The following is a 19,810-nucleotide window of genomic DNA, read 5'->3' as shown; positions in this document are numbered from 1 at the left end:
TTTTCAGGGCATGCGGTGCCCCTGAGCTGCCACCAAGATCTCAAACCATTCTTCCTGTGAAAGGGACAAATCAAAAGCCTGCAACGCTTCTTTTATGCGGTTTAATTTTCCGGAACCCAATACCGGAATTATTCCGGCCGGATGTTTCAGTAACCAGGCCAGGACAATTGCCGTCAGGTTGCGGGTATTTTTCTGCGAAGCGATTTCAAAAAGAGTATTGTAAAGCGTAAGTCCTCTTTCATCTTCCGGATTAAAAAGCTTTCCGCCGCCCAAAGGCGACCAGGCCATGGGATGCATTCCTGTTTTCCGGAACCAGGCCATATTTCCGTTTTCAAAATGCTCCAGCTGTAAAGGGGAGATCTCCACCTGATTGGTAACCAACGGCAAAGAAAGATGCGCCTGAAGCATTTCGGTGTCGGCCGGTGTAAAATTAGAAACGCCAAAATGCAGTACTTTTCCCGCACGATGCAACGCTTCAAAAGCACGGGCTGTTTCCGCCGGATTCATCAAAGGATCGGGCCGGTGGATCAACAGCAAATCCAGATGATTGGTGTGCAGATTTTTTAATGAGCGTTCCACACTCTCCATAATGTGGTCGTATCCGGTATCATAAAAATTGATCTTTCGCCCGGGAAACTTCTCCGAAGGCAACAAAATACCGCATTTGGAAACCAGCTGCATCTGCTGACGCAGCTCCGGTTTTTGTTTTAAAACTTCCCCAAAAAGCAATTCACACGAATAGTCGCCGTAAATATCAGCATGATCAAAAGTGGTGATGCCCCAATCCAGCAAAGTCTCCACAAAATCAAGCAATGCAGAAGGCGACAGGTTCCATTCTTTCAGTCGCCAGAATCCCATAGCCATCCGCGAAACTTCAAAGTTGCCGGTTAGTTCAATTTGTTCCATCGGTTCGGTATTATTTTACGGTACGCCGTCAAACACCGTTTCCTGCAAAGAAGACAAGCGGTCCTTCCTCTCAAAAGGAAAGAAAAATCCAACACAATCCGGCAACGGCAAGAATTAACGCAATTCTTTGTCTATCAACCGGATTTTCTCTTTGAGCAGAGAAAGGTCTTTTTTAGCCCGTTCGATTTTTTTCTCAAAACCGCTCACCAGTTCGCTGGCTTTGGAGCTGGAGAAGAAGCCAATATTATTTTCCCACAGGGTGATATCTTCCTGCAATTTTTTCATTTTGGCTACCAGTGCCGAGCGTTCGCGCAACAGCCGGTGTTCACCTTCCGGCGATTTCTTCAAAGCTTCCAGCTTGGTGGCAAATCCCTGAGCCGAAAGCTCGGCCTGCGAAAGATGCATCTTTTTCAGAAGCTTTTCGTATGCATCGTGGTACTTTTTGTAGATCTTATCTTTGGCATGAAACGGAACATGACCAATTTCCAGCCATTGTTGTTGAAAAGCCTTTAATGCCGACAGGTTTTCTTCCTTGTTTTCAGACACTTCATGATTCAGCATCGATTCAATCAGGGCTTCTTTCTTTTTCAGGTTTTCTTCTTCTTCCTGATGGCTGTTTTTATAGAATTCCGATTTCCGGTTAAAAAACTCATCACAGGCAGCCCGGAATCTTTTCCATATCTTATCGGAATATTTCCGCGGTACCGGACCAATTTCTTTCCATTTCTTTTGCAGCTGAATCAGTTCGTTGGTCGTTTTTCTCCAGTCCGTACTGTCTTTTATGGCTTCAGCCTGTTCGCACAATTTCAGCTTTTTGCTGTAATTTTCCATCTGGCTCTCTTTCAGCGCCTGGAAAAAAGCCCGTTTATTGGCATAAAAGGTATCGAGTGTCGTTTTGAAACGTTTCCAGACCTGATCGTTTTTCGATTTGGGAGCCCGTCCGATACTTTTCCAGCGGGTTAACAGATCGTTAAACTTCTCGGTCGCTTTCTGCCACTCTTTAATGCGGGACGGCTGTTCTTCGGCCAAAAGCTTTTCGGCTTCTTCGCAAAGCGCCACTTTGGCTTCGTAATTTTTTTCCTGCTCCTGATGCAACTCTTTGTAGTGCTCCCGTCTTTTTTGGTTGATCTTATCGGTAGCCGCTTTAAAGCGTTCCCACAAAGGTTCTTTCATATCGCGGGGCACCGGACCGATCTCCCGCCACTCATCATGATATTGTTGAAGTTTCTTAAACGATCCGAGAATGGATTTTTCTTCGAGCAAAGCCTCCGCTTTTTCACAAAGTGCCAGCTTTTGCTCCATATTTTTCTTCAGGTCCAGATCACGAAGCTCTTTGTTAATACGTACCTTGTCAAAAAACTTCTCGACCAGGAAGTGGTAATTCTGCCACAGATTATTAAGTTCGGAAGCCGGCACCACGCCAATTTCTTTCCACTTTTCCTGCAGCCGGCGAAACTCATCGTATGTTTTTTTCAATGTTTCTTCGGAAGCAATCAGCTGTTTCAGTTCTTCGAGAATCTCCAGCTTCTTTTTCAGGTTTTGCTGTTTTTCCCTTTCAAGTTCTTCCGAATATTTGGCCCGGTTATGCCGGTAAGTGGCAAAAGCTTCATCAAAACGTTTTTCGAGCGGATCAGGAATATGTTTGAAATCTTCTTCTTTTCCGCCATTGGCCAGGAACGCCTGTTTTTGATGGTCGATCTCTTCCTTGTTCAGACGATGAAAAGCCAGTTTGATCTTGGCTACTTTTTCTTTTATCTGCGTGATATCTTTTTCCTGGACCACTTCTTCCAGCATTTCCACCAGCTCCTGCTTATTCAATTGATCATAATCAATCTCTTCCTGTACCGCTGTTTCTTTATTCTCCTGTTGTTTTTTAGCCGTATCACGCAACAGGTTCAAAACAAAAAGGCGTTCCGTTTCACTCATTACGGTCGTTTTCGCCTCCTTTTTCGGTTTATCCGGAACCGGGGAAGTTGTGCGGACAGGAACCCCATCCCGTAAAAGATGCAATATCCTGGTCTTTAATGCCTTGTTAATTTGCTTTTTCGGGCGGCCCGGAGATGTCTTTTTTGTCTTCTCTTCCGGTGCGGAAGCCTGAATCAGCGATTTGATCTTCTCTTTATCCTTTTCACTTAACTGTTGTTCATTTTGTTTCACAACAGGGGCATTTTCTGTCCCGGACTTCTCCTCCTGCACATTTACAGGATTTTGATTGGTTTGATCTTTCTTTTCCATAATACCATTTTTACATATCCGGCCATTTTGCCGGTAGGAGCGTTTCAAGGCTTGCAAAAATAGGAATTAATTGAAAAACGGATACTTTTACCGGCAAAATATCCTCAAAAAAGAATTTCGCCGCCCCCGGATGAAACAATTATCATCGGCTTTGGCATATCTTCTGAATACAAAAACCGGGACAACCTCTCGACTGCCCGATCCATCAAATTTTCTTAACTTTACAGGCATAAAAACCCGGTATGATTATCATCCATAGGGTTGTTCCTTTCCCTTACAAAAATTCCTGCCGGAACAAGATAATAAACAAATATGTTTGATATAAGGAGTTAGCCACAATGGAAAAACAAATCACATCTAAAGATTGGAAATTTTGTGCTGTTGTTGATCTAGGAATAGAAAACATAGAAGAACAACAAATACAATTTAATGAACACTATATTAGGATTTTCAAACCTAGTGATAGAAGAATTCAGGATCTATGTGTTGCAGAGGTTTATTCATTTAGATCTAAATATTCAGACAATGAAACTGCTTTTCATAATTCTTTAGATATTCTAAATAAAGTGCTTGATAGAATTTCAATAGCAACTTTTAGGTCATGTAAGATTGTTTCACCCATTAGTGTAACCCAATTTAGAGCAGAGAAAAATGAAAATTTCACCATGTTACTTACTGCTAATTTTATTGTGCAGCCAAAGATAAAAGCATTTAGTGCCCAAAATTATCCATTTTTATTTTCGAATATTGATGAACAAGACATAAATGATTGTATTAGTGAATTTAGTTTGGCGATTAACAACTCTTCGATTTATCAAAAGTTCCAACATTACTATAATTGTATTGAAAGGATAGCTCAATTTTTAACAACAGAAAATGTTAATTACAAATGCAAGTCTTGTGGAGCGATAAATGAAATTCCTCTTAAAGCTACTGGAAGTAAGATGAGGGAATTTTTTATAAAAAATGGATATAACAATAAAGTATTTAACAAGTGTAGAGCTATAAGAGGAAAACTAGCCCATGGCTCAAGTCAAAGAACTCGCAAACTCAATCTTGAGATTTTTGAGAACATATCAATATTAGAAAAAATTGCGATTCAACTTATAGAAGAAAATACACCACTAAAAATAGTTGAAGGAGAAATTATTCCCCGGTCAATTGACCAATTTGTTGAAATTATAGGCAAAAAAAAGTGGCATAAGAATTTTTTTACAAAATCAGCATATGACATTGTTTCACATAGTTTCAAATCTACTTTGAGAATAAATGAAATTGGTAAAAATAACATGAAAGAAGGTTTTATTACTGAACATTTACCATTACCTTTCAACCCAAGACATATAAAAATATTTCCTTATGCATGGCCATATTAATAACCACAGTGCCTAACAGCGGCTCATAGTGCATGCCGCAAATTGTACTAAAATTGAAAATAAATCGTAAATTTGAGAATATTTACAACCAGAAAAAGAAAACCAATTGTGGCACATCGTATAACCCTGTACGTTGTAGCAACTTGAAAAAAAATAAGATGGCAATTTGCGGAGAATAATAGGTATATTTGCCGCAAATAATGCGGAGAATATAAATGAATAGAAAAGCATACATATATCAGCAGGAAAATTGGCCAAATTTTACTTGGGACATTAACAAACTATCGGATTTGTTAGCCGAAGTAAGAAACAAACAAGGCCGGCTAATAGGGAAAATGGAAGCATTGGGGTTTCATTTGCAAAATGAGGCTTTCCTTGAAACATTAACGGTAGATATATTAAAATCAAATGAGATCGAAGGTATTATCCTGAATAAGGAAGAAGTTCGTTCGTCTATTGCCCGAAGATTAGGAATTGATTTAGGTGGTTTGCCGCCTATCAACAGAAATATCGAGGGAATTGTTGATATGATGTTTGATGCAACAAAGAATTTCGAGAAGCCGCTAACAAAAAAAAGACTATTTGACTGGCATTACGCTATGTTTCCGATGGGGAGAAGCGGAATGTATGAAATCATTGTTGGGAAATGGCGAGATGATTCTACCGGGCCAATGCAAGTTGTTTCCGGTGCTATGGGAAAAGAAAAGGTTCATTATGAAGCGCCCCCTGCAAAGGTGATTGATGATGAAATGAATAGATTTTTAGACTGGTTTAATAACAAAACAGACATTGATTTGGTTTTAAAAGCCAGTATTGCACATTTATGGTTTGTAACGTTACACCCATTCGAAGATGGAAACGGAAGAATAACCAGAGCGATTACCGATATGTTGCTTGCCCGTTCAGATGGGCTTCCACAAAGATTTTACAGCATGTCTTCTCAAATACAAAAAGAGAGAAAATCATATTACGACATACTTGAAAAAACACAAAAGGGAAACCTCGACATCACAGAATGTTTCGTTAGTGATTAAAAAGCATAAATTTTGGAATACTTACGGAACGAAAATAAAAAATGAAAGGCAAAAAAAGATATTGAATAAATTATTCGATGGATTTATAGGCAATTTAACAACTTCCAAATGGGCTAAAATTGCAAAATGTTCACAAGACACAGCATTACGAGATATACAAGATTTGATTGATAAAGGAATATTAATCAAATCAAATTCTGGGGGAAGAAGTACAAAATATGAATTGAAAAATGAATAAACCGGCTGCAACATCAGTCATACCACACACGCAAATAATTGTAAATAAGATAATTAATCTATTGACAAATGCGAAAATCAAGCAATAAAAAGCAGCACGTACCATAGCCGTATCCGTTGCAGCAAAAGTTCAATTCCGATCATTATGAACAATCCCCAAAAACAAAACCCATTATGTTAAAACAACTTTTATTATCCGTCATTTTTATTTTGATTTCTTTCCTTGGTACAGCACAGGTACATAATGTATATGTTGGCAGCGGCTCATCCACCCTCTATTTGAGCACAATGCCGGAAAATGCCACGCCGGGATTCCCGGACCGTTATCTGAACAGCGAATGGAAAACAGGATCGATCATTACGACGCAAAACACCAAGCTCAATCCGGTAAAATTACGCTATAATATCAGCACCGGACAATTCGAAATTGTTTCCGTGGTGAATCCGAAAGTGGTCCGGCGTATCAACATCGATGGAAAAGTGTTTGTTTACACATCGTACCAAACCAAAGACGGAGCTATCAAAGAATCTTATTTTCAACTCCTTTCGGAAGGAGATACCCATTTGCTACTGCGCCGGAATGTTTTGCGCAAAGCAGGCAAAAAAGGACTTTACGGCTATGCGCCTTTCGAAACAGTTCACGAAACCTATTTTATCCAAAAAGGAAATCATCCGGCCGTAGAAGTAAAAAGAAACCAAAAAAGCATTCTGGCCGTTTTATCGGATGAAAACAAACCATTGGAGGCGTGGCTAAGGCAAAACAACATCAACTTTTACAATATCAATGATCTGGTCCGGGTGCTGAAATATTACAACCATTTAAAAACCGGATCGGCATTATAATTGCATCAGAATCTTCGGTTTACGAAAAGATGCTCACCGGAAAAAGTACCATCTCGAAAAACAGCGTGACCAGACTCAGCAAAATACTAAACAACAAGGCCCACCAAAAATTATCCACCTGAAAATCAGGAACCATCCAGGCGGCCAACTGAATAATAAACGCATTGATTACCAGCAAAAACAACCCGAAAGTAAGCAAGGTGATCGGAAGCGTAATGATAAGCATAAAAGGATAAACCAAAAAATTCAGTACGGCCAGCACCACAGCAATAAGTGCAGCTGTCCAAAATGATTTTCCCCGGATGTGCACACCGGGCAACAAAGCACTGATGATCAATATAGAAACAACTGTACTTAAAAACTTCAAAATAGAATACATCATGGTTTTACGATTTTAATGGTACTCCTGCAAATTTAGCAGAAAATAGGTAAATAGGTGATTTTCTTGTGAGAAGTTAAGAAGAGGGAAGCAGGAAGTCTGAAGCCGGAAGTATCTTGTTCTGATTTTTAATAAAACCGCATTCCAATTAAAACATCAAACACGCTGGTTTCCCGGTCGATAGCATACGAGTAACGCAAGCCCATGGTCACCGTCGGAAACCACCCCAAGAAGTGCCAGTCGGTATGCAACTCTGCCCCCACGCTGGTATAATAATGTATTTTTCCGGCCGTTTCACCCCGCATATAATCGTAAAAAACATGCCCGTAAATCCGTTTTAAATACATCACACTTTGCCAGTCCATGTCCGGATAAGCAATAGGAAAAACATAATCGGTTTTCAGTACCGTCATCCGGTCGTCATAAAGATTGGAATATCCCCGCGGAATATCCACCAAAGTGCTGAAATAATAATCTTCCTTTTTCTGGTAATTGTATCCACCGTAAATGACCAGACTCTGATGGCGGACGAACCCCGGAAAATACAAATAGCCTTGCACGGCAAATTGTTCGGTGGGCCGGTCAAGAAAAGGCGTATTTTCATAATCGGCCCAAATACTCTGTCCCCATTGGGGATACAAATCTTTTGCCGACCGTTTGCTTTGATTATATAAATACAACTCGTACTGCATGGTAACAATATGATCGTCCTGAAATTCAAAAGGAGATCCATTGAACATATCCAGAAATTTTTCTGTAAACTCCACGTACGGACGAACGCCAAAAAACCATTTCCCTCGGGTAAAGTTCAAAGGCACACTGGTATTTAACGACAGGTTCGTTTCGTGCCACGACAGATAGTAATAACCCGTTGTATCCATGTAATACCCATGACGGTTTCCGTAAGTAAAATCCATTCCAAGCGTCGGATACCACCCCAGATAACGCAGGCCAAGGTTAAATTGCCCGGCTTCTTCATTCCGGTTATACGTCCAGCCAGCCATCGCCACTGCCGTACTTAACACATTTTGCGACAGTACCATAACTCCCGGCCTAAGGGTATAACTGTCCAAATCCAGCGAAAGAAGCGACCACGAATGTGGATTAAAAAAATGACCAATCCGGCTGTATTTTTTTTCCGGATAAAGGGAATCCGGCACAATGGAATCGTCCAGATTAAAGGTTTTGGGAGGAATCAACCGGTCAACAGGATAAGTGTAATGCTTTTGTGAAACCGATAAAGGAACAAAAGTGTCCGGATGCCATTTTACATCAGCCGGTTTAAACCCGTCGGCAGTGTACAAACTAAAAAACAACTTTTGTCCGTTAGGCGAAAAAACAGGTCCCGTGGCACCAAAACGGCTGTTGTAAACCCGGGATGTTTTCCCGCTTTGAATATTCAAAACATACAAATTATCTTTCCCTTCATAACTGGAAGTGTAAACCACCTGATTGCCACGGATCACCGGCCATTTTAGGTCGGCAAAAGAAAAAGGAAGCAGCAAACGCGATTGAAGCGTATGGCTGTTGAGCAACAGAATGGATTTCCCCTTATTGCCCAAAACGGTTACCACCACTTTTTTTCCGTCGGCCGACCAGTGCGGGGTCATAAAAAAAAGATTGTCCGGCGTGTGAAATGTTTTGATCTTCTTTCCGGTAACTGCATCCAGAAAATCGAGAAAATATCTTTGCTGTTCATCTATCCGTACAGCAACAACCATTTTTCCGTCAGGCGACAGTGCCGGAGCAAAATAACGGCTCTTGCGGGTGATTTGCCGGAGTTTTTTTGTTTTATAGTTGTAAATTTTGATCACCGAATAATCGCGGTTGCTCCAGCGCGGATCAAACGTCTTTTCATTCCAGCATAGCAGGCTGTCGTTGGCCGACAACGACTCGGCAAAATCCAAACCGGGGGTAAACAAACGGGTTACTTTCCCGTCAGGAGAAATTTTCACAAAACGATGAACATCATCAATGGATACTTTTTCGGCAATGATGTACCCGTTTTTCAGCATCCGGGGAAAAAGATAACTGGTATAAAATTTATCGGAAACCGGCCATATTTTTCCTTTCAGTGCGGATGTCGTATCTGCTTTTTTCCATTGATTTTTTAAATCGTTCATGGCAGCATGATAAAACTTCACCTTTTTGTTTCCCGTATTTTTTTTCAGCCGGTGGGTAAACGGCACCAGGGTATATCCTTTACGGGCTACCTGATTCAGCACATCGTTCCAAAGGCCGGTCCCATAATTTTTCACTCCTTCGAGAAAAAGCTGATAACCCAACGTATAATGATCGGGCACAAAATTCTTGTACGAGCCAAACTGGGCTTTATCGTATTTATAAATTCCTTTATCCAGCACCTGGGCTTTCAGCGGGTAAATAAAAAAAGGCTGCCGTCCCCGGCCGCTGTTGCTGTGCACTGTTTCGCTCCACACCGCATCGCCCTCGATGAACCACAAGGGCAAGTAAGCGCCGAAAATAGCGGCAGTTCCCTGCTCTCCCAAAAAATAATACATAAAATTTCCAAATCCCTGCCGCATTTTATCCATCTGAACGGCATGCCGGAATTCGTGAAGCGTCAGCTGTTTTTGCCACCTTTGTGCATACGTTTCCTGTGCCGGCATTTCAAAAAAATCAGCATGAAACGGTACCGGCGACACCATGGCATTGGAAGTAGTGGAGAGATTGTGCAACACAACATTCAAACGCCGTAGTTTGGCATGATACGGCGTATTAATGTATGGCGCAGAAAGCTGTAACAAATTCATGTACTCATTGGCCACTTTGCGGTATCCTTCCGGGAAAACAATCCGGAATTCTTTGGTTGTGATCTGTTGCCATTTTACCGAAGCCGGATCCTGCCCGGTAAGATAATATTGGGCTTTCACATTTGTTGTTCCCAAAAGCAATACAAAAAGCCATGCCAGGGAGAAAAACCATTGCTTTTTCATAAGCCAAATATAGAAAAGTTACCGCTTTCTCTGAGTACCGCAGCCTTAAAAAAGCAGACAGCAACACTTATCTCCTGCAGGATCAATTTACTGCCGTTTCTCTATTTCATCAGTTCCACAATCAACGGTGACTTTGCCGGCATGACTATACGGTTCAATGAATTCAGAACTTTCCCGCTGATAACATCTTTTCCTTTTGAAAATCCGTTCAAATCTTCGGCAAAACGGGCCATATCCACCGTAACCGGCTTATTGTTATTGTTCAGCATCACCATTACTCTTTGTCCTTTGTACGAACGGAAATAAACATAAATCCCGTTTTCCACAATGTAATGGGTGAGTTTTCCGTATTGGACTGCCGGTGTATTTTTACGCCAGTGAAGTAATTTTCTCAAATAATTAAACGCATCATTTTGTTCTGCCGTTCTGCCCTGGGGAGTAAAAGCATTCATTTGGTCACCAGGCCAGCCACCAGGAAAATCTTTACGCAGGTTACCGTCACCTTTTGATTTTTCACCGGTCATCAAAATTTCATCTCCGTAATAAATTTCCGGGATCCCGCGGGTCGTCATCAAAAAAGCCATGGCCATTTTCCAGGCTTTCAGGTTTTCGTGCAGTGAAGAAAAGATACGGTTGCTGTCGTGATTCCCGCAAAAGATTCCCAGTTTCATCGGGTCGTTGTAAACAAAATCCTGTGAAATCACTTCATACAAACGGGCCAATCCGGTATCCCAACCGGGTTTTTCGTTAAACGCACGGTTAATGGCGTACATCAGCGGAAAATCAAACACATTGGTCAAATGCGAATGATAGCCATCTTTGTTGCGGTTGTTTTCGAGCCAATACGCCACGGTGGCCGGATAGGAAAACCAGGTTTCACCCACCACATTAAAGTGAGGATATTCTTCCAGAATACGCTGCATCCATTTTGCCATAAAATCTTTGTACGGATAAGGATACGTATCTTGCCTTACGCCATCCAAACCGGCATATTCGATCCACCAGATGCTGTTCTGAATAAGATAATTGGCCACCAGCGGATTGTCCTGATTCAAATCGGGCATGCTAGTATCAAACCAACCGGCTACCATACGGTGATAATCATATTTTGATGCATGCGGATCAGACACTACTCCGCCATGATAATTTGAACGGGTAAACTTCGGCCACTGATGATACCAGTCGGGAGTGGGCAAATCATTTTTCCAGAAATAATTGGTGCCACAATGATTAAAAACCATATCCTGAATTACTTTCAGTCCTTTCCGATGCGCTTCCTGTACCAGATTTTTGTAATCCTGATTGGTACCAAACCGCGGATCGACTTTGTAGTAATCCGTTTGAGCATAGCCATGATACGAATACGTCGGTAAATTGTCTTCCATCAACGGGGTACTCCAGATGGTGGTAATCCCCAGATCTTTCAGATAATCCAAATGATCTTCGATGCCTTTAATATCGCCACCATGACGGCCATTGGGATTGCTGCGGTCAGCTTTTTCGAGCATGCCGGGCATGTTATCGTTGGTGGTATCGCCATTGGCAAAACGATCGGGCATCAGCAAATAAATGACATCCGAATTGTCAAAACCCTGATGAAGCTTGGGATTTTTATCTCTTTTGTTAAGCGTGTATTGATAACTTGTGATTTCTTTTTTGCCTTTTTTGAAACGAATGGTAAAAGTGCCCGGCTGTGTTTTGGGAGAAATGACAAGGTTCAGAAACAGGTAATCAGGACTGGCCACATGAATAACTTCTGCAAGCCGAATACCGTCATAATCGATTACCGGCTGCGTCTCCGAAATTTTCGGGCCAAAAACCAATAGTTGCAAATGAGGGTTGTGCATACCGGTCCACCACGAAGGGGGATCTACCCGGTTGACATGAATTTTTTGAGCATAAGAAAACAGGCTGCTTCCAAGTAACAGCAAAATAAACAGAACAGATTTGATTTTCATGGTAAACGGATTAATATTTGGAAAATCAAAAATACGCCAAATGCCCTTACTGTCGTAAAAATCAATGCCGGAAACCCGGTATTTAACAAAAAGAAATTGCATAGGTCCCGGAAACCCCTTTCAACAAACGTTTGAAATATGAACCCCGGTTGAAAAACTATTTGATTTTTCGGCAACAGTCCATCTGTTATGCGGCAATCTTCTTTTCCACAGGCTATTTCTTTATTTTTGCTCCACAAATTTTCATTTTCAGAAACAGCATTTATGACAAATAACAAAGAACGTTTATACACCCTTTGGAGGGAACTGTATCCTGAAAACACAACCGTAAAACTGGATGATTTTCTTTCGGAACTCAACAGAAAAACCTCATCCGGAGAAGAAGAACCAACCGATTGGTATAAAGATGCAGTAATCTACTCTCTTTACGTTGACTTGTTCAATAAAGATTTTTCGGGACTAATCGACAAACTCGATTATCTTGAAGATTTAGGCGTAAATTGCCTCTGGCTGTTACCCATTCTGGACTCGCCTATGCGGGATGCCGGTTTTGACATCCGGAATTACGACCGTATCCGTGCCGATCTGCTGGGCTTACCCGAAAACTTTGAGAAAGAAGAACAAGAAGCTGTTTTTGGAAATTTCCTGAAAGAAGCCCATTCCCGCGGTATCCGGGTAATTTTTGATGTGGCCATTAACCATACTTCTGACCAAAATCCATGGTTTCAGGAAGCCAAAAAATCAGAAGACAATCCTTACCGTAATTATTACATCTGGAGCAAAGATACCAGCTTGTACGGAGAAGCCCGTTTGCTTTTCAAAGGCATTGAAGACAGTAACTGGGAACCACTGGGCGACTGGTATTATTTTCACCGGTTTTTTAGCTTTCAGCCCGATTTGAACTACAAAAACCCGGATGTGTTGCTGGCCATGTCTAAGAATTTGTTGTACTGGCAAAGCATGGGAGTAGACGGATTTCGTGCCGATGCCATCCCTTACCTCTGGAAAGAAAAAGGAACCTCTTGCGAGAATCTTCCCAAAACCCATACCATCGTCAAATTTTTCCGGGCTATCCTTGACTATGTGCAGCCCGGGTCGCTGTTGCTGGCCGAGGCCTGCCAAAAGCCCAAAGAAGTGGTCAAATACATGGGCAACGGCGATGAATGTCATGCTGCTTATCATTTTCCGTTAATGCCCATGATGTTCAAAGCCATTGCCATGGGAAACCGGCAGCCTATCATACACACCCTGAGTCCGGAAGTCACCCCCGAAATTCCGGCTATTGGCCAATGGCTTACCTTTTTGCGTGTCCACGACGAACTGAGTCTTGAATTGGTTTACGTAAGTGAAGAAGACCGGAAATATATCCACGAACACTATTGCCACAAACCCGAATGGGATTTCCGCGTAGGCGAAGGTATATCAGCCCGGCTGTCGGAGCTCTTCCAGCGTGACGAACGAAAAATTGCACTTTCTTACTCGTTGATGCTCACCATCACCGGCAGCCCGGTAGTTTACTACGGCGATGAATTCGGGAAGTTGAATGATGAAGCGTATTACCGCGAACAAATTCAAAAAACCGGAAAAGATGATACCCGCTTTTTGGTACGCGGACGTATTGACTGGCAAAAACTGGAAAACGATTTAAAAGATCCGGAAAACTTTCATGCAAAAGTTTACCAAACCATTAAATCACTGTTAAATACCCGGAAAGAACATCCGGCTTTTGGCAGAGGAGAAACCCAATTTTTAGAGGTTTTAAGTGCTGACGGACAACCTGCCGAAAATATTCTGGCTTATTTACGAACAACCCCGGAAGAAAATATTCTGGTTTTAAACAACTTGTCGGATAAAACGGTGGAAGTCAACCATCCGTTACCGGACAATCATGTTTTTGTGCTGAATCTGAATGGTTTTGCCTACAACGAAGACAAACACACCTTTACCCTTGAGCCTCACGGTTTTGTGTGGCTTGGTGTATTGTAACGGAAAATACCGGACACACCTTTAACGCTTGTTGTTTCACCAACAACAAGCGTGGTTTACTTTTTGACTTTTTCTAATTCGTATGCTTTGGTTACCAGCAAATCGGCTTTGGGACGAAGCGACCGGACAGCTTTGTGTTCAGCTTCCAGTGTACGCATCCGGTTTTCATCGGTTTTTTCCTTGCCACGGGCCGTTTGTGCTTTTTTTGTTTCGTGATAGGTCAGATCGATAAAAACATGCAAATCCACTCCTTCGGTATGCATAGCATACAAACCATCCAATACCAGCATGTCAATATTTTTAAAATCGGTGATCAGCGTATCTACCTGTTCGGTCACCAAATCCACACACGGCATGGAAGAAGTCCGTCCGTGTTTAAAATCATCTACCGTTTTTTGCACGGCATCCCAGTCAATTTCCTGAATTCCCACGACTTTCTCAATACCATGTTTTTCGCGCCAGGCCCGTCTTTCCAAAGGCAGTGTTTTAAAGAAATTATCGAGATGCACCGGTTTGGCAAAAATATCATATTGACGCAACGACTTGGCTATCACATGGGTCAGCTCCGATTTTCCGGAACCCGATTCTCCGGAAATGGCAATAATAAACTTGTCTTTTTTGTTCTTTAAAATCTCGTCCACAATGGCATTCCCCACGCGACGGTGTTTATCCTGAATTAACAAAACATCTTCTAACATGATTTTTTATTTTTTGATTTGTGTATCTGTGTTCTACTCTAAGTCTTTTCAGGGAATAAATTCCCTGATTCTTGTTGAATCATCCCTACGGGATTCCGCATCCCGAGTCCCGGAGAGACGACTCGATTGTTGTTTCTGAACTCATTCAGAGCAGTCTTATCCCTGAATTTATCCAGCGTAGTCTTTTTCAATTACCACATCCTTTTCAGCTATTTTCACCGTGGTTTTCCGGCTGGCAGAAAGTTTCACCTGATTTCGCCGGATATCTGCATCAAATGCCGTTTCTTTGAAATGAAACCGACAAACCAGCCGATCCCAGCTTTCGGGCAAGTGCGGATTAACCTCCAGGGTTTCTTTCTTCAGGTTAATCCCTCCATACGTGTTGAGCGCAATCATCACCGTTCCGGCCATAACTCCTACATGAATTCCTTCACCTGTCGTACCGCCCTGAATATCATTGTAATCGCTGGCCAAAGCATCCGAATACAATTCCCAGGCCAGCTGCTCATTACCGGTCATTTGTGCCAATTGCGCATGGACAACCCGGCTAAGTGTAGAACCATGAGAAGTGCGGGCCAGATAATACTCCAGATTTTTCTGCAGATAATCTTCCGGAAGCGTATATCCCATTTCTGCAAGCAGGGCATCCACTTCTTCCTTCTCTAGGTTATAAAATATCATGAGCGTATCGGCCTGTTTGGCTACTTTGTACTCATCTGCCGATTTCCCTTCGGCTTTCAGCAACCGGTCCATACGATACACATTGCCGTATTTCTTCCGGTAATAGTCCCAGTCGAGTTCTTTCAGCTGAAAATAACCATCGTATTGTGCAATGATGCCTTCTTCAGAAATCACCAGCCGTAATTTTTTCCGGATTTTTTCCCACTGATTCAATTCTTTTTCATCAAAATGGATGGACTGTTTGAGTTTTTCTTTGGCATCAGCACTTATCCCGTTCCATAATTTACGGGCCATCTTAAACAGCCAGGCCGTCATCACGTTGGTATAGGCATTATCTTTTAATCCGCCTTCGTCGCTGTCCGGATATTTTTCATGAAACTCATCGGGGCCCATCACTTTGTCTATGCTATAACGACCGGTTTTTTCGTCCCACCGGGCTTTGCTTTCCCAGAAACGACAAATTTCCAGAATCATTTCCATTCCGTACTGTTCCAGAAAAGCTTTGTCGTTGGAAATATGGAAGTATTGCCACACATTATACGCCACAGCCAGCGAGACATGCCTTTGCAATGAAGAATGATCCGGGCCCCATTCACCGGAAACCGGATTCAGGTGCATCACCTGGGTTTCTTCGCTGCCATCGCTACCACTTTGCCAAGGGAACATCGCGCCTTTATATCCGTATTCGCGGGCATATTCACGGGCTTTATCCAGCCGGCGGTAACGATACATCAACAACGACCGGGCTGTTTTTGGAAAATGAATATCATAAAACGGCAGAATAAACAATTCATCCCAAAAGATGTGTCCACGATAGGCCTCGCCATGTAATCCGCGTGCTGTCACGCCGGCATCCAGTTTTTCATTATGCGGCGAAGCCGACACCATCAGATGATATAAATGCATCCGCAACAGCTTTTGCGAAAGACGATTTCCTTCAACACGAACATCTATTTCGTTCCAGATTTTCTGATACTGTCGGACAGAATCGGCAAACAATTCATCAAAAGTTCCGGCTGCCTTAGCCGCCGAAAGGCTGGATATCAATGGATTTCGCTCTTCGCGGGTAGTGAAAATCGTGACGATTTTCTCCATCTCAAAAACATCGCCCTGCGCAATATACTGATCACCAAACGAAAAAACCATTCCGTTTTCGGTGGTATGTACCAGATTATCATCGATAAAAGCTCCGTTTTTGGTAAGGCGTAACCGGGCACTTTCAGCAATTTCAATGTCGGATTGTACCGTTTTTACTTTCAGGTAAGCAATTTCTCCGTCACTACCCTGCTCCAGGGGTTTCAAATGTTTCGATTTCAAATCCTTGTAGCGTTCCACTCCGGCATTCTCAATGGCCCCGTTCAACGCGCTCATAAAAGTAATGTTTCCGGAATAATTCTGAGGAATAATCCGGTAACGCAAACCGGCAATATGCGGATTATCCATGCTGGCAAACCGTTCCGACTCCACGCGGCTAACACGGCCTTCTTCGTCTTTTACCAACATACTTCTTTTGAAAAGCCCGGTTTTAAAATCCAGCACGCGATGAATCTCCAGAATTTCTGCTTTATTTACATCCAGCCAGGGACCATCTTCCACTTTAAACCGTACCGGCAACCAATTGGGACAATTGACAAAGTCTTCATTTTCCACATCCTTTCCGGCAACCGGAGTCACCAGCCGGTTGTACACCCCGGCAATGTAGGTTCCCGGATAATTTACCGCATTGGCATCCGCTTCTTCCATCGCTCCGCGTGTACCAAAATAGCCGTTTCCTACCGTGAGCAACGCCTCACGTGAACGTTCTTTTTGTGTATCGTAATCAAAATATTCCAGTTTCCAACTATCGGCGACCAATCCGTTTTTAAACCAATCGGATATTTTTTCAATCGAGATCTCCGCCAGATCAGCAACGACAATGTCTGCGCCATTTTGCCGTAAAGCCTGCCGGTTGTCTTCGCGGGCTACGCCAAGAACCAATCCGAAATTTCCGTTTTTTCCGGCAGCTACGCCCGAAACAGCATCTTCCACTACTACAGCACGGTACGGTTTCACCCCAAGATTTTCAGCAGCTTTCAAAAAAATATCCGGAGCCGGTTTACCCTGCAAATGCAATGCTGCCGATACCACACCGTCAACCCGTGTCTCCACAAGATACTCCAGCTTGGCCGCTTTTAGCACAGCTTCACAGTTTTTGCTTGACGATGCTACACCAATATGAATTCCCGCTTCTTTCAGAGACTTCATAAATTCGACGGTGGAAGGATAAACTTCCACGCCTTCGTTACGCAACACTTCATTAAAATCTTCATTTTTTTTGTTTCCTAACCCACAGATGGTTTCTTTGTCCGGGGCATCCTCCGGCGTACCCATTGGAAGCTGAATACCACGAGATTCCAAAAAGCTTTTTACTCCGTCATAACGCGGTTTTCCATCCACATAAGCCAGATAATCTTCTTGGGTAAATTCGCGAAACGGTTCGCCGGTTTTTTCTGCACGGGCTTTCAGGTACTCATCAAACATCTTTTTCCAGGCCCGGCTGTGCACCGTAGCTGTTTGGGTTATTACACCGTCAAGGTCAAAAATGACAGCATCAAAAGCAGTTGAAGACATAAATTCAGATTTTCAGGTTTACCATGCAAAAGTGAGAATTATTTTGCAGTACTACAATAAAAGAACAAGCTGTTCAGCATCCAGCACATCAATTCATTTCTTCCGGTTGATGAAAAGCCCGATGCAAACGAGTGAAGTTACCACCAGTTGCTTATCTGCAGGCCTGGTTTTCTTTCAGAAACATTACATTAAAACAACAATTTACCCGGTTATCAGGCAGAAATGGTGTATGAAAGCTTCGTCGTTCTACATCATCCCTGCTTTTGCTTATTTCGTATGTTTGTATGGTACTTAAAAAATTATTCATCATGAAGTTTACTTTACGCTTTTTTATTCTGGCCCTGTTTTTCAATGGCCTTTTTACCATCAGTCAGGCGCAACCCCTTTCGGTTCATCAAATCGATCAGCTGGTTCAACGTTCCATGAAAACCTTTGATGTGCCCGGCATGGCAGTAGCCGTCATCAAAGACGGAAAAGTTCTTCTTGCCAAAGGTTACGGCGTACGTTCCATTAAAACCGGGAAAAAAGTAGATACCCACACACTTTTTGCCATTGCTTCCAACAGCAAAGCTTTTACCACAGCGGCTCTGGCCATTTTAGTGGATCAGGGAAAAATCAGCTGGGACGACCGGGTACAAAAATACATTCCTGAGTTTCAGCTCTACAGTGCGTATGTTTCTCATGATTTCCGGATTCGCGATTTGGTTACACACCGTAGCGGACTGGGACTGGGGGCCGGTGATTTTATGATTTTTCCGGACGGGAATAACTTCACCCTTCCCGAACTCATTCATAATCTTCGTTACCTCCGGCAGGTTACACCTTTCCGGAGTACATTTGCTTACGACAACCTGCTGTACGTTGTTGCCGGAGAAATCGTTCATCGCGTCAGCGGGTTGAGTTGGGAAGATTTCGTTCAAAAGAATATTTTCGACAAGCTGGGAATGACCGAAAGCGCGCCCAGCCTGCAGCGGGTAAAAGACCGGTCAGACCTGGCCGAAGCCCATGCCTTTGCCAACGGGAAACTGACCATTGTGGAACGCTATAACCTTCCGTTGACCGATCCGGCCGGAGGTATTAACTCAAACATTCATGACCTGATCAAATGGGTACAGTGCCGGTTAAATGACGGCCGTTACGGGAACAATCTCCAATATCATCTTTTTAGTGAAAAACAGGCTCATGAAATGTTTTCGCCACAAACCATTCTTCACGTAAGAAAAGACACCATTTACCACACCCATTTTTTTGATTACGGGCTGGGATGGTTTATGAAAGACGTAAAAGGATACAAAGAAATCTGGCACACCGGCGGACTGGCCGGCATGGTTACGGAAATTGTTATGATTCCTGAGCTTAAACTGGGCATCATTGTACTTACCAACCAGGAATCGGGTGCAGCCTTTTATGCGGTCAGCGACCAGATTATTGACGGATACGTCGGCGTTCACGGCATAGACAGAGTAGCGCTATACAAACAAAAGACCGACAAGGCCGAAAAACGGGCTCGTGCCATTACCCAAGCGGTATGGGAAAAAATCAAAGCGCAGCAAAAAACCGGACAGAAAGCCCCCGATTTAAAAATGTTTACCGGAACTTACCGCGATCGTTGGTTTGGTGATGTAACCGTCAGTCTTAAAAACGATACCCTTTGGCTGGCATCCAAACGTTCGCCCCGCATGGCAGGACAGCTGTTGTGGTATAAAGATCATGTTTTTATTGCCAAATGGCAGGACCGCAGTATGCATGCCGATGCTTTTGTTCTTTTCCAATCCAATTTTCAGGGTATCCCTTCGGAAATAAAAATGAAAGCCATCTCTCCGCTTACCGACTTTAGTTTTGACTTTCAGGATTTGGATCTTTTCCGGGTGAAGGAATAGAATTTTCTCTACTTAAAATCAAAAAAAGCCGGC

General features: G+C 42.7%; 11 protein-coding genes and 1 pseudogene. 5 read left to right on the top strand and 7 right to left on the bottom strand.

Going from position 1 to position 19,810, the window contains the following annotated elements; genetic code table 11:
- Nucleotides 1-3 precede the first annotated feature (3 nt).
- A complete protein-coding gene (locus tag LA303_RS03795; protein WP_240526604.1) occupies nucleotides 4-906 on the bottom strand; it encodes an aldo/keto reductase in 903 nt (300 codons plus the stop codon).
- A gap of 114 nt (nucleotides 907-1,020) precedes the next feature.
- A complete protein-coding gene (locus tag LA303_RS03790) occupies nucleotides 1,021-3,141 on the bottom strand; it encodes a DUF349 domain-containing protein (protein WP_240526603.1) in 2,121 nt (706 codons plus the stop codon).
- A 338-nt stretch (nucleotides 3,142-3,479) separates the two neighbouring features.
- On the opposite strand from LA303_RS03790, the gene LA303_RS03785 reads away from it, so the two are divergent.
- The 3 genes and pseudogenes from LA303_RS03785 (at nucleotide 3,480) to LA303_RS03775 (ending at nucleotide 6,631) form a co-directional block, all read left to right on the top strand.
- Complete coding sequence (locus LA303_RS03785) at nucleotides 3,480-4,517, top strand: hypothetical protein (protein WP_240526602.1); 1,038 nt, start codon at nucleotides 3,480-3,482, stop codon at nucleotides 4,515-4,517.
- Between the two features lie 215 nt (nucleotides 4,518-4,732).
- Nucleotides 4,733-5,789: pseudogene (locus tag LA303_RS03780) on the top strand (Fic family protein).
- 173 nt (nucleotides 5,790-5,962) lie between these two features.
- The gene (locus LA303_RS03775) at nucleotides 5,963-6,631 is read left to right on the top strand and encodes a hypothetical protein (protein ID WP_240526601.1); all 669 of its coding nucleotides are present in this window, start codon (nucleotides 5,963-5,965) and stop codon (nucleotides 6,629-6,631) included.
- A gap of 19 nt (nucleotides 6,632-6,650) precedes the next feature.
- Here the strand turns inward: LA303_RS03775 and LA303_RS03770 are convergent, their stop codons facing one another.
- The 3 genes from LA303_RS03770 to LA303_RS03760 all read right to left on the bottom strand — a co-directional run bounded on the left by LA303_RS03770 (nucleotide 6,651) and on the right by LA303_RS03760 (nucleotide 12,024).
- On the bottom strand, nucleotides 6,651-7,013 hold the full coding sequence (locus LA303_RS03770) for a phage holin family protein (RefSeq protein WP_262901561.1): 363 nt from the start codon (nucleotides 7,011-7,013) through the stop codon (nucleotides 6,651-6,653).
- 125 nt (nucleotides 7,014-7,138) lie between these two features.
- Nucleotides 7,139-9,964, bottom strand: coding sequence for a hypothetical protein (locus tag LA303_RS03765; protein ID WP_240526600.1), 2,826 nt, complete (start codon nucleotides 9,962-9,964; stop codon nucleotides 7,139-7,141).
- Nucleotides 9,965-10,065: 101 nt separating this feature from the next.
- On the bottom strand, nucleotides 10,066-12,024 hold the full coding sequence (locus tag LA303_RS03760) for a glycoside hydrolase family 13 protein (protein ID WP_240526599.1): 1,959 nt from the start codon (nucleotides 12,022-12,024) through the stop codon (nucleotides 10,066-10,068).
- Nucleotides 12,025-12,186: 162 nt separating this feature from the next.
- Between LA303_RS03760 and LA303_RS03755 the strand changes: the two genes are divergently transcribed.
- Complete coding sequence (locus LA303_RS03755) at nucleotides 12,187-13,908, top strand: alpha-amylase family glycosyl hydrolase (protein WP_240526598.1); 1,722 nt, start codon at nucleotides 12,187-12,189, stop codon at nucleotides 13,906-13,908.
- Nucleotides 13,909-13,964: 56 nt separating this feature from the next.
- On the opposite strand, the gene LA303_RS03750 is transcribed toward LA303_RS03755, so the two are convergent.
- Together LA303_RS03750 and LA303_RS03745 are read right to left on the bottom strand one after the other, a co-directional pair.
- Nucleotides 13,965-14,606 carry a uridine kinase gene (locus LA303_RS03750; protein WP_240526597.1) on the bottom strand — a complete coding sequence of 214 codons (642 nt, stop codon included), beginning with the start codon at nucleotides 14,604-14,606 and terminating at the stop codon, nucleotides 13,965-13,967.
- Between the two features lie 168 nt (nucleotides 14,607-14,774).
- Nucleotides 14,775-17,897 (bottom strand): beta-phosphoglucomutase family hydrolase, encoded by a 3,123-nt coding sequence (locus tag LA303_RS03745; RefSeq protein ID WP_240526596.1) that lies wholly within the window; start codon nucleotides 17,895-17,897, stop codon nucleotides 14,775-14,777.
- 308 nt (nucleotides 17,898-18,205) lie between these two features.
- On the opposite strand from LA303_RS03745, the gene LA303_RS03740 reads away from it, so the two are divergent.
- Nucleotides 18,206-19,777: a serine hydrolase gene (locus LA303_RS03740; RefSeq protein WP_240526595.1), complete on the top strand. Its 1,572-nt coding sequence runs from the start codon at nucleotides 18,206-18,208 to the stop codon at nucleotides 19,775-19,777.
- Nucleotides 19,778-19,810 lie beyond the last annotated feature (33 nt).

The organism is Candidatus Sulfidibacterium hydrothermale, from assembly GCF_020149915.1.
Lineage (GTDB): Bacteria > Bacteroidota > Bacteroidia > Bacteroidales > F082 > Sulfidibacterium > Sulfidibacterium hydrothermale.
The sequence above is the reverse complement of the archived record's forward strand: the minus strand, read 5'-3'. Positions and strand labels throughout refer to the sequence as shown.

What these genes read in the sequence shown, in the direction of transcription:
- LA303_RS03795 (WP_240526604.1), bottom strand. Translation starts at nt 906, where the DNA reads ATGGAACAAATTGAACTAACCGGCAACTTTGAAGTTTCGCGGATGGCT.
- LA303_RS03790 (WP_240526603.1), bottom strand. Translation starts at nt 3,141, where the DNA reads ATGGAAAAGAAAGATCAAACCAATCAAAATCCTGTAAATGTGCAGGAG.
- LA303_RS03785 (WP_240526602.1), top strand. Translation starts at nt 3,480, where the DNA reads ATGGAAAAACAAATCACATCTAAAGATTGGAAATTTTGTGCTGTTGTT.
- LA303_RS03775 (WP_240526601.1), top strand. Translation starts at nt 5,963, where the DNA reads ATGTTAAAACAACTTTTATTATCCGTCATTTTTATTTTGATTTCTTTC.
- LA303_RS03770 (WP_262901561.1), bottom strand. Translation starts at nt 7,013, where the DNA reads ATGATGTATTCTATTTTGAAGTTTTTAAGTACAGTTGTTTCTATATTG.
- LA303_RS03765 (WP_240526600.1), bottom strand. Translation starts at nt 9,964, where the DNA reads ATGAAAAAGCAATGGTTTTTCTCCCTGGCATGGCTTTTTGTATTGCTT.
- LA303_RS03760 (WP_240526599.1), bottom strand. Translation starts at nt 12,024, where the DNA reads ATGCAATTTCTTTTTGTTAAATACCGGGTTTCCGGCATTGATTTTTAC.
- LA303_RS03755 (WP_240526598.1), top strand. Translation starts at nt 12,187, where the DNA reads ATGACAAATAACAAAGAACGTTTATACACCCTTTGGAGGGAACTGTAT.
- LA303_RS03750 (WP_240526597.1), bottom strand. Translation starts at nt 14,606, where the DNA reads ATGTTAGAAGATGTTTTGTTAATTCAGGATAAACACCGTCGCGTGGGG.
- LA303_RS03745 (WP_240526596.1), bottom strand. Translation starts at nt 17,897, where the DNA reads ATGTCTTCAACTGCTTTTGATGCTGTCATTTTTGACCTTGACGGTGTA.
- LA303_RS03740 (WP_240526595.1), top strand. Translation starts at nt 18,206, where the DNA reads ATGAAGTTTACTTTACGCTTTTTTATTCTGGCCCTGTTTTTCAATGGC.